This is a genomic window from Rhodopseudomonas sp., from assembly GCF_036404135.1.
In the GTDB taxonomy this organism is placed as follows: Bacteria; Pseudomonadota; Alphaproteobacteria; order Rhizobiales; family Xanthobacteraceae; genus Rhodopseudomonas_A.
In genome coordinates this window covers 41,995-52,530 of the sequence record NZ_DASWPE010000145.1, presented here as the reverse complement: position 1 = coordinate 52,530, position 10,536 = coordinate 41,995, and the positions used below count along the sequence as shown (strand labels likewise).

Annotated in this window: 11 protein-coding genes; 6 read left to right on the top strand and 5 right to left on the bottom strand. The window is 67.8% G+C overall.

Annotated elements, in window-relative coordinates:
* Positions 1-179: 179 nt before the first annotated feature.
* Entirely contained in the window at positions 180-707 is a 528-nt protein-coding gene (gene petA, locus VGC77_RS17810; RefSeq protein ID WP_331172902.1) for a ubiquinol-cytochrome c reductase iron-sulfur subunit, read from the bottom strand.
* Between the two features lie 284 nt (positions 708-991).
* Here petA and VGC77_RS17805 point away from each other — a divergent pair, with 284 nt between their 5' ends.
* From VGC77_RS17805 to VGC77_RS17795, 3 genes are all read left to right on the top strand, one after another.
* Positions 992-1,462 carry a tRNA (cytidine(34)-2'-O)-methyltransferase gene (locus VGC77_RS17805; protein WP_331172901.1) on the top strand — a complete coding sequence of 157 codons (471 nt, stop codon included), beginning with the start codon at positions 992-994 and terminating at the stop codon, positions 1,460-1,462.
* Positions 1,459-2,091 (top strand): 7-carboxy-7-deazaguanine synthase, encoded by a 633-nt coding sequence (queE, locus tag VGC77_RS17800; protein WP_331172900.1) that lies wholly within the window; start codon positions 1,459-1,461, stop codon positions 2,089-2,091. Before VGC77_RS17805 ends, queE begins: the two co-directional genes overlap by 4 nt.
* Positions 2,092-2,353: 262 nt before the next feature.
* A complete protein-coding gene (locus VGC77_RS17795; RefSeq protein WP_331172899.1) occupies positions 2,354-2,614 on the top strand; it encodes a YodC family protein in 261 nt (86 codons plus the stop codon).
* A gap of 72 nt (positions 2,615-2,686) precedes the next feature.
* On the opposite strand, the gene VGC77_RS17790 is transcribed toward VGC77_RS17795, so the two are convergent.
* Genes VGC77_RS17790 through VGC77_RS17775 form a run of 4 tightly spaced genes read right to left on the bottom strand, consistent with a single transcriptional unit; the run spans position 2,687 to position 5,498 of the window.
* A complete protein-coding gene (locus tag VGC77_RS17790) occupies positions 2,687-3,940 on the bottom strand; it encodes a CCA tRNA nucleotidyltransferase (RefSeq protein ID WP_331172898.1) in 1,254 nt (417 codons plus the stop codon).
* Positions 3,941-3,952: 12 nt separating this feature from the next.
* A complete protein-coding gene (locus VGC77_RS17785) occupies positions 3,953-4,225 on the bottom strand; it encodes a DUF6111 family protein (protein ID WP_331172897.1) in 273 nt (90 codons plus the stop codon).
* The gene (locus tag VGC77_RS17780; protein WP_331172896.1) at positions 4,222-4,887 is read right to left on the bottom strand and encodes a CoA pyrophosphatase; all 666 of its coding nucleotides are present in this window, start codon (positions 4,885-4,887) and stop codon (positions 4,222-4,224) included. The genes VGC77_RS17785 and VGC77_RS17780 overlap by 4 nt, the downstream gene beginning before the upstream one ends.
* A gap of 8 nt (positions 4,888-4,895) precedes the next feature.
* On the bottom strand, positions 4,896-5,498 hold the full coding sequence (locus VGC77_RS17775) for a DUF1285 domain-containing protein (RefSeq protein ID WP_331172895.1): 603 nt from the start codon (positions 5,496-5,498) through the stop codon (positions 4,896-4,898).
* Positions 5,499-5,713: 215 nt separating this feature from the next.
* Here VGC77_RS17775 and VGC77_RS17770 point away from each other — a divergent pair, with 215 nt between their 5' ends.
* Genes VGC77_RS17770 through VGC77_RS17760 form a run of 3 tightly spaced genes read left to right on the top strand, consistent with a single transcriptional unit; the run spans position 5,714 to position 10,526 of the window.
* Positions 5,714-6,718 (top strand): MoxR family ATPase, encoded by a 1,005-nt coding sequence (locus VGC77_RS17770; protein ID WP_331172894.1) that lies wholly within the window; start codon positions 5,714-5,716, stop codon positions 6,716-6,718.
* The gene (locus tag VGC77_RS17765) at positions 6,718-7,656 is read left to right on the top strand and encodes a DUF58 domain-containing protein (RefSeq protein ID WP_331172893.1); all 939 of its coding nucleotides are present in this window, start codon (positions 6,718-6,720) and stop codon (positions 7,654-7,656) included. Before VGC77_RS17770 ends, VGC77_RS17765 begins: the two co-directional genes overlap by 1 nt.
* Positions 7,653-10,526: a DUF4159 domain-containing protein gene (locus VGC77_RS17760; protein ID WP_331172892.1), complete on the top strand. Its 2,874-nt coding sequence runs from the start codon at positions 7,653-7,655 to the stop codon at positions 10,524-10,526. The genes VGC77_RS17765 and VGC77_RS17760 overlap by 4 nt, the downstream gene beginning before the upstream one ends.
* Positions 10,527-10,536: the final 10 nt, after the last annotated feature.

The window sequence follows — 10,536 nt, the reverse complement described above, 5'->3', positions numbered from 1 at the left end:
CCACCAATAGTTCAGGTTGCGCGGCGTCGGATAGGCCACGAACGAGGAATGAACGAGGCCCACGATCGGCAGGCGGTCTTCCAGCCACTTCATGATGCCGGGTTGTGGCTGATAGGTCGAAGGTCCACTCATTGGTGCGATCCTGGGATTATTGCAGCGAGGCTGAGGGAAGGGCAGCGTCAGCCGATTTGAATCTTGCTGTCGGAGACGAACTGATAGGGCGGAACGGGCAGGTTGGCCGGTGCCGGCCCCTGACGAATGCGACCGGAGGAGTCGTATTGCGAACCGTGGCAAGGACAGAAGAAGCCGTCATACTTGCCTTCATGGGCGATCGGGATGCAGCCGAGATGGGTGCAGATGCCGACCACCACCAGCCACTGCTCGTGGCCCTCTTTGGTGCGGTCCTGATCGGAGATCGGATCCGGCAGGCTCGACAGGTCGACGGCGCGGGCCTCTTCGACCTGCTTCGGCGTGCGGTTCATGATGTAGATCGGCTTGCCGCGCCAGAACACCTTGATGTCCTGACCGACGGCGATCGGCGCCAGATCGACCTGGATCGGCGCGCCGGCGGCAATCGTCGAGGCATCCGGGTTCATCTGCGCGACCAGCGGCCACACCGTGGCCGCGGCCCCCACTGCGGCGACAGCGCCGGTGGCGATGTAAAGAAAATCACGGCGTGTCGGGTCCGACGAAGCCTCTGTGGTCACGATAAAAAGCCCTTTCTCGTCTCAAACCGGGTCAAACCGCCCCGGCGGCAAGCGTGATCAGCGCGGCCGGGGGCGGCCAGGACATCCGCAACCCGAGGGGAGCGGCAAAACGACCTCTTGAACCGCGCCGGCCTTTGGCACAGGCGGTCCAGAATCGTTCTATTGGCACCCTTGCCGGGGGAGCGCAAGCCCGCTATCGACCTAGTCCAAATAGCTTGCACGAAAACTACGCAGCCCAATGATTGGTCTCAGCTTTCGTGTCTGACGATGAGGCGCAGCGCGGAATGCGGATTGCACTATTCCAACCCGACATACCGCAGAACACCGGAACTATCCTTCGGCTCTGCGCCTGCCTCAACGTCGAAGCTCATATTATAGAGCCTGCCGGCTTTCCGGTTTCCGATCGTCACTTCCGCCGCGCCGGCATGGACTATCTCGATCAGGTGACAATCATGCGGCACGATTGCTGGTCGAAATTCGAGCAATGGCGCGCGGCCACCGGATGCCGGCTGGTGCTGCTTACGACCAAAGGACTAACGCCCTATCTGGATTACCGTTATGCTGCGACCGACGTGCTGCTGCTCGGGCGGGAATCCGCCGGGGTCCCCGACGACGTCGCCGCCGCCGCCGATGCGCGGCTGATTATTCCGGTGCAGCGCGGGCTGCGTTCGCTCAACGTCGCGGTGGCGGCGGCGATGGTGCTGGGCGAAGCGCTGCGGCAGACCGGGTCGAGCATCGAGGCACCGCAGCCGTGAGTTACGCCGTCAAGGAGATCTTTCTGACGCTGCAGGGCGAAGGCGCCCATGCCGGCCGTGCCGCGGTGTTTTGCCGTTTTGCCGGCTGCAATTTGTGGAGCGGACGAGACCAGGACCGCGGAGCCGCGACCTGCCAGTTCTGCGATACCGACTTCGTCGGAACCGACGGCACGCTGGGCGGCCGCTACGCCGATGCAGCCGAGCTCGCCGAGGCCATCGCCGGGCAATGGGGCGGCGACGACATATTCCGCTACGTGGTATTAACCGGCGGCGAACCCTTGCTGCAGCTCGACGCCGATCTGGTCGTGGCGCTGCATGGCCGCGGCTTCAGCATCGGCGTCGAAACCAACGGCACGCTGACGCCGCCGGACGGCGTCGACTGGCTGTGCGTCAGCCCGAAAGCCGGCGCCGAACTGGTGCTGCGGCGTGGCCACGAATTGAAGCTGGTCTATCCGCAACCCGGCGCCCTGCCCGAGCAATTCGAAGGCCTCGGCTTCGAACGCTTCTCGCTGCAGCCGATGGACGGCGCCGACGCCGAAGCCAACACCGCACGGGCGGTCGATTATTGCCTCAAGCATCCGCAATGGCGGCTCAGCCTACAGACCCACAAGACGCTCGGCATCAGGTAGTTGCACTGAACCATGTCATTCCGGGGCGCGCGAGCGACAGCTCGCGCGAACCCGGAATCTCGCGACGGGCCGGTGCTCGCAACCGCGGCGGGATTCCGGGTTCGCTCGGCCTTTCGGCCTCGCGCCCCGGAATGACGATCGGTTTGAGGGGGACACGGCGTTGAGGGCGACGTGCGCAGCACGTAACGCCGCCGTGTTCAGCCCGTCACGACGAATCGCTAGGCTGAGCGCGCGGCAACACCCCAATGCGAGGAGCAGGCTCATGGCACTATCACCGGGCGACGTCGTGATGCTGAAGTCGGGCGGCCATCCCTTGACGGTGGCCGAGGTCAAGGACGACGCGGTAGCATGCGTGTGGATGGGCGAAGAAGGCGATCTGTTCCGCGAGACCTTGCCGCTGGCGGTGCTGCAACGCGCGGAGATGCTGGCGATCGAAGACGACGGCGACGACGACGAACCGTCCGACGAGAATGATGACGAGACCGACGAGGACGACGAGCTGGAGCGCAGCAAGGTGGCGTAGCGCGGCGACGGCGCCGGCCCGCACCGGCGCATCGGCTCGAACGATCCGGCGGATCGGCGCAGCGATGAAACGTTATAGCCGGTGGTCGCGGGCGAACCGCGCCACCGTCTGATCGGCGATGCCGTTCAGCGCCGCCTCGTCCAGCGCGAAATCCGACGCCAGCCAGGCGTCTTCGGCGAGCGCGATGATGTGGCCGAGCGTCGGCCCCTGCGCGATGCCGCGGGCGATGAAATCCGCCGCCTTCAACGGAAACGCCGGCGCCTGCCAGCGCTGCGGCAGCGTGACCAGATCGAGCCACGGCGCCGGATCGGCGCCCTGCCCCGCCCGCGCCCAGGCCAGCATCATGCGATCGTGATAGCGCGCTTGGCCTAGCCGATACAGCCGGCGCTTGGCGACGGTCTCATCCATGCCGCGCAGCCGCCACCAGCGATGCCCCATCGAATCCAGCCGCTTGCATTCGACATTCGACAGCCGCAGCCGCAGCGTCAGCCGTCGGGCATCCTCGGTCACCGCGACCGCCAGCGCGCCGAGCCTGCGGATCGCGTCGGGCGCGAGATCCAGCCTGCGCTCGGCGGCGATCATCGCCGCGAACGGACCGTGGAAGGCGACGCCGCCGAACACCCGCAGCAACAGCCCGCCGTCGCCCATCGCCGCGACTGCGGCCGAGGCGCCGGGCGCCACCATCAGCTTCAGCATCTCCATCCGCATCCGTTCCGCCGACAGGCTCGCGAGCCCCTCGCGTCCGCGGATGCAGGCGAGCGTGCCGTCGCGATCAGGCTCCCCCTCGCCATAGGCGGCGTGGATCCGGAAGAACCGCAGGATCCGCAGATAGTCCTCGGCGATGCGCTGGTCGGGATCACCGATGAAGCGCACAAGCCTCGCCTCGACATCCTTGAGCCCGCCGACGTAATCGTGCAGCGTGCCGTCGACCGACACCGACAGCGCATTCATGGTGAAGTCGCGGCGCTGGGCGTCGGCCGCCCAGTCGTCGCCGAACGCCACCTTGGCCTTGCGGCCGAAGGTCTCGACGTCCTCGCGCAGCGTGGTGACCTCGAACGGCTCGCCATCGGCCACCAGCGTCACCGTGCCGTGCTCGATGCCGGTCGGCACGCTCTTGATGCCGGCCGCCTCGGCGCGGCGCATCACCTCGTCGGGCAGCGCGTTGGTGGCGATGTCGATATCGCCGGTCGGCAACCCAAGCAGCAGGTTGCGCACCGCGCCGCCGATCACCCGCGCTTCGGCGCCGTCGCTGTTGAGCAGCGCCAGCACCCTCGCCGCGGGGCCGCCATTCCACGGCGCATCGTCAAGCCTTCGCACCGAACTCACGCCCCGCCTCCGTTACTTCTCGTATTTCTCATAGCCCGGCACCAGCCGGCCGTTTTCAACATGTGCGGGGACGTAGGTCGAATTCGGCGGCGCGCCGGAATAATGCGCCAGCAGCAGCAGGCTGACGATAGTCAGGAGCAGCGCGCCCAGCACCAGCTTGCCCAATACATGCACCGGCCATGAGGATTGGCTGAACACGCCGGAGCGGCTGCCCACCAGATAGATCGCGTAGATCGCGAACGGGATCAGGAAGACCCCGATTTCGGTGAGCACTGGACGAATCATGGCAGATAAACCCGTTCGTACAGCACGCGCAGGATTCCCGCGGTGGCGCCCCAGATGTTGCGTTCGGCGAACGGCATCGCATAGTAGGTGCGCTCGGCGCCGCGGAAGTCCCGGCTGTGCAACTGATGGTTGGCCGGATTCATCAGGAACGCCAGCGGCACCTCGAAGGCGTCGTCGACCTCCGCCTTGTTGATCCGCAGGTCGAAGCCGGACCGCACCCGCGCCACCAGCGGCAGGATGCGAAAGCCGTAGCCGGTGGCGTAGAGATCGAGATAGCCGATCGGATCGACAAAGCTGCGGTCCAGGCCGACCTCTTCCTCGGCCTCGCGCAGCGCGGCCTCGCGCGGCGAGGCGTCGGTGGGATCGATCTTGCCGCCGGGAAACGCGATCTGGCCGGCGTGATCGGCGAGATGCGCGGCGCGCATCGTCAGCAGCACGGTCGGCTCGGCGTGGTCGACCACCGGGATCAGCACCGCGGCGGGACGCAGCGGCCGCTCCTTGGCGATGATCTGCCACATCCGGTCGGTGCCGGCATCGCCGCTCGGAGGCACGATGCTGGGGTCGGTGAGAGCGGGCGGAACGTCGAAACCCAACCGTTGCCGGGCGCGGCCGAAAAATTCCACCGAATCGATCCCGACCGGGTCGGGGTCGGTCTCCAGCATAGGCTCGTTCAAAGCGCTCCCCTCACCTGCTCCGCGTCGGCCATCGCAAAATACGCGCCGCCGGAAGCAATACCGAACATGGCCCGGCCATCGACCACCCGCTCCTCGCCAATGTCAACCAGATCGTAATACAGCGCCCGCGTCACCTTGGCCCACAGATCGTCGCGGACGTGCAGATACGGCATCAGCCCGCCATCGGCGGCGAGTTCGAACCGCAGCCGATGCTCGCGATCGCACGGCACCCAGTCGTCGACATTGGTGCGAAACCGTAGCAGCGGTCCGTCGGCGCCGGCGTCCTTGACCATCTCCACGGCGAGAAACGGCGCGTCGTCGACGGTGATGCCGACCTTTTCCACCGGCGTCACGAGAAAGTGCTTGCCGTCCTCGCGTTTCAGGATGGTCGAGAACAGCCGCACCAGCGCCGGCCGGCCGATCGGCGTGCCGAGATAGAACCAGGTGCCGTCGCTGGCGATTCGCATGTCCAGATCGCCGCAGAACGGCGGGTTCCACAGATGCACCGGCGGCAGGCCCCGGCCGGGCTTGCTGACATGGGCCGCCGCCTTAGCCAAGCCGTCGAGATTCTGAATCGGACCCTGCCCTTGCTTCGCCATGGTTACCTGACCTGCTGTCGATGTTTGGCACGATTGGTGCAAAGATCGAAACATCACTAGGGTTGTCTGACTCTCCATATCGTGATGCGGTTCGCGGCTTTGAAGCCGCATAATGCAGCGAAAGTTTAACTCAACGAATACATGGCCTTCGTCCCTCGCAAGGCGGAGACCAGGGTGGACCGGCGCAGGACAGCGTCGCACGCAAGGAGGACCGGATGGCCGGCGCAGAGACTGTCGAAAAGCTGGAAGACGTGATCGTGCGCTCGGCCGAGCAGGTGGCGGGGGAAATCCGCGTTGCCCGCGACGCCATCGCCACGGTGATCTTCGGCCAGGACAAGGTGGTGGAAAACACTTTGGTCACCATCCTGTCAGGCGGCCACGCCTTGCTGATCGGCGTGCCCGGTCTGGCCAAGACCAAGCTGGTCGAAACCCTCGGCACCACGCTGGGGCTCGATGCCAAGCGCATCCAGTTCACTCCCGATTTGATGCCGTCGGATATTCTCGGCGCCGAAGTGCTGGACGAGAGCGTCACCGGCAAGCGCTCGTTCCGCTTCATCGCAGGCCCGGTGTTCGCGCAACTGTTGATGGCCGACGAGATCAACCGCGCCAGCCCGCGCACCCAGTCGGCGTTGCTGCAGGCGATGCAGGAGCAGCACATCACTGTGGCCGGCGCGCGGCATGATCTGCCGAAGCCGTTCCACGTGCTGGCGACGCAGAACCCGCTCGAGCAGGAAGGCACCTATCCGCTGCCGGAAGCCCAGCTCGACCGCTTCCTGATGGAAATCGACGTCGACTATCCGGATCGCGACGCCGAGCGCCGCATCCTGTTCGAAACCACCGGCGCCGACGAGACGCTAGCGAAAGCCGCGATGAGCGCCGAGACGCTGATCACCGCGCAGCGGCTGGTGCGGCGGCTGCCGGTCGGCGATTCCGTGGTGGAAGCGATCCTCACGCTTGTCAGATCGGCGCGGCCGGGGCCGGACGGCGGCGCCACCGGCAAATTGATCGCCTGGGGCCCTGGCCCGCGCGCCAGCCAATCCCTGATGCTGGCGGTGCGCGCCCGCGCGCTGCTCGACGGCCGGCTTGCGCCGTCGATCGACGACGTGCTCGACCTCGCCGAGCCGGTACTGAAGCATCGCATGGCGCTGACCTTTGCGGCGCGCGCCGAAGGCTCCACGATTCCCGAAGTGATCCGTCAGCTCAAGTCGCGGATCGGTTGATGGCAGAGGCCGCCGAGCGCGCCCCACCGGAAGTCCTGGCGCTGCGCCGTGCCGACGGCGAAAGCCGCAGTCTCGCCGCGTCGCTGCCGCGGCTGATGCTGGAGGCGCGACGGATCGCCGCCAATGTGATCCATGGCGTGCATGGCCGCCGACGCGCCGGCGCCGGCGAGAGCTTTTGGCAGTATCGCCGCTTCGTCTCTGGCGAGCCGTCGCAGAACGTCGATTGGCGCCGCTCGGCGCGCGACGATCATCTGTACGTCCGCGAACAGGAATGGGAGGCCGCGCACACCGTCTGGCTGTGGCCGGACCGCTCGACGTCGATGGCGTTCGCCTCCAAGGCCGCGCGGGACTCGAAGCTCGAGCGCGCGCTGATCGTCTGCTTCGCGCTGGCCGAATTGCTGGTCGCCGGCGGCGAACGCGTCGGCGTGCCCGGACTGATGAACCCGACCTCGAACAGCAATTTGATCGACAAGATGGCGCAGGCGATGCTGCACGACACCGGCACCCGCGCCAGCCTACCGCCGTCCTTCGTGCCGGCGGCGCTGGCCGAAATCGTCGTGCTGTCGGATTTCTGGTCGCCGATCGCAGATATCAAAACCATGCTGGCCGGGCTGTCGGCCTCCGGCGCGCACGGCACGCTGGTGCAGGTGGTGGATCCCGCCGAGGAGAGCTTTCCCTATTCCGGCCGCGTCGAATTCGTCGACCCCGAAGGCGGCGAGATGATCACCGCCGGCCGCGCCGAAAAATGGGCGCAGGACTACGTCGCGCGGGTCGCCGCGCATCGCGACCAGATCCGCGCCGAGACCGGCAAGCTCGACTGGCTGTTCTCCACCCACACCACCAGCCGCTCGGCCGCAGAACTGCTGCTGTTCCTGCACGCCGGCATGACCGTGACCAAGAATAGCCACCCCGGCGTCAAAGTGGGACGCGGCGCATGATGGGTCTGCCGCTGTCTTTCGCCGAACCGCTGCTGCTGCTGGGCCTGGTCGCGCTACCGGCGCTGTGGTGGTTGTTGCGGGTGATGCCGCCGCGGCCGCGCCGCGTCAGCTTCCCGCCGACCCGCCTGCTGTTCGAGATCGCCCCGAAAGAAGAGACGCCGTCGCGCACGCCGTGGTGGCTGACCGCGCTGCGGCTCTTGGCGGCTGCACTGGTGATCTTCGCGGCCGCCGGGCCGATCTGGAATCCTCCCGGCGGCGCCACCGGCTCCAGCGTGCCGCTGGTGATCGTGCTCGACGACGGCTGGAGTGCGGCGGCAAGCTGGGACGCAAGGCTGAAGGCCGCCGACGAATTGATCGCGAGTGCCGAAAGCGCGCGCCGCGGCGTGGCGTTGGTGGCCCTGTCCGAACCCAACCGCGATCCGACGCTGATGCCGGCCGGCACCGCGCGGGTCGCATTGCGCCAGATCGCGCCAAAGCCTTACGCGGTCGAGCGGGTCGACACGCTGCCGACGCTGGAGCGCTTTCTCAAGAGCACCGGCGAGGCCGAGATCGCCTGGCTGACCGACGGCGTCGACACCGGACGCGGGCCTGACTTCACCGCAGGCCTCGCCAAGGCGATCGGCGACCGCACGCTGACCATCTTCGAGGGCGCGGCGTCGCCGCATGCGCTGGCGGCGGCGGAAAACGCCGCGGCGAAAATGACCGTCAAGGTGCTGCGCGCGGGCGCCGGCGGCAGCGAGGCCGGCACGGTGCGCGCGCTCGATGGCAAGGGCGCGCCGATCGGCGAGGCGCGCTTTGCGTTCGCCGCACAGGACAGCGACACCGAAGCCGGTTTTGAGCTGCCGGTGGAATTGCGCAACGACATCGCCCGGCTGGAGATCGCCGGCGAACGCTCCGCCGGCGCCGTGCAACTCTTGGACAAGCGCTGGCGCCGCCGCGCTATCGGCATCGTGTCGGGCGCCAGCAGCGACACCGCGCAGCCGCTATTGGCCTCGACCTTTTATCTCACCCGCGCACTGGCGCCGTTCGCCGACGTCCGGACCGGCGAGCGCGGCGCGCCGCAGCAGGCGATCGCCCAGTTCCTCGACCAGAAGCTGCCGATGATCGTGTTGGCCGATGTCGGCGCGCTGGCGCCGGAGATCCGCGACCGCATCAACACCTGGATCGAGGCCGGCGGCGTGTTGGTGCGGTTCGCCGGGCCGCATCTGGCGCAGGCCGACGACGATCTGGTGCCGGTGAAGCTGCGCCGCGGCGGCCGCAGCCTCGGCGGCAGCCTGACCTGGGAGAAGCCGCAGCATCTGGCCGCGTTCGCCGCGGGCGGCCCGTTCGCGGGCCTCGCAGTGCCGGCCGACGTCACCGTCAATCGTCAAGTCTTGGCGGAGCCCGACGCGGTGCTCGCCACCAAGAGCTGGGCCTCTTTGGTCGACGGCACGCCGCTGGTCACCGGCGACCATCGCGGCAAGGGCCTCGTCGCGCTGTTTCACGTCAGCGCCGACATGCGCTGGTCGGATCTGCCGATGTCCGGCAGCTTCGTCGAAATGCTGCGGCGGATCGTCGATCTGTCCGGCTATACGGCCGCGCCGGGGGCCGGGGTCGCCACCGAACTGAACGTCGCCAGCGCGGCACCGCTGCGCACGCTCGACGGTTTCGGCGCGTTCGGGCCGCCGCCGTCGACCGCCAAGCCGATGCCGGCGGATTTCCGCGACCGCGCCACGCTCGATCACCCGCCCGGCTTCTACGGCCCCGCCGACGGCCCGCTCGCGGTCAACGCGCTGGCCGCCGCCGACCGCATCGCCGCGCTCGATACTTCCGGGCTGCGCGCGCGCCGCGCCGGCTACGGCACCGCCGAGCCGAGCGATCTGCGCGGCGTGCTGTTGTCGGCGGCGCTGGCGCTGTTCCTGATCGACGCGGTGATCGTCGCATTGCTCGGCGGCAGCCTTGCGGCGATCTTCCGCCGCCGCCGCGCCGCCTCCGCCGCGCTGCTGCTCGCCGCGGCCTTGGCCGCGCTGACGCTTTCGCCGGTGCCGAGCCAGGCGCAGACCAACACGCGTCCTACCGCGCAGGGCGCCAAGCCGGCGCCGAAACCCGCCGACGTCGCGCCCGGCAATGACGACTTCGCCATCAAGGCGGTGAGCCAGACCCGGCTCGCCTATGTGGTCACCGGCAATGCCGACGTGGATTCCATCGTCAAGGCCGGGATGGCCGGGCTGACGCTGTTCCTGGCGCAGCGCACCGCGCTGGAGGCCGGCGAGCCGGTCGGCATCGATCCTTCGCGCGACGAACTGGCGTTCTTCCCGCTGATCTACTGGCCGGTGATCGCAGGCAGCCCGAAGCCACCGCAGGACGCCATCAACCGCATCGATGCCTATATGAAACAGGGCGGCACTGTGCTGTTCGACACCCGCGACGCGCTGGAAGCCCCGCCTGGCCCGAACGGCGAATCCCAGACCCCCGGCATGCTGACGCTGCGCACCATCCTATCGTCGCTGGATATTCCCGAACTGGAGCCGGTGCCGCGCGAGCACGTGCTGACCAAGACGTTCTATTTGTTGCGCGACTTCCCCGGCCGCTTCAATTCCGGGCAGACCTGGGTGGAAACCTTGCCGCGCGACGAGGACGACGACGCCGCATCAAGGCCGGCCCGCGGCGGCGACGGCGTGTCGCCGATCATCATCACCTCGAACGATCTCGCCGGCGCCTGGGCGATGCGCTCGGACGGCCAGCCGATGCTGCCGTTGTCGCCCGGCGAGCCGCGGCAACGCGAATTCGCCTTCCGCGCCGGCGTCAACATCGTGATGTACACGCTGACCGGCAACTACAAGGCCGACCAGGTCCATGCGCCGGCGCTGATCGAACGGCTGGGACAGTGATGACAGAAGC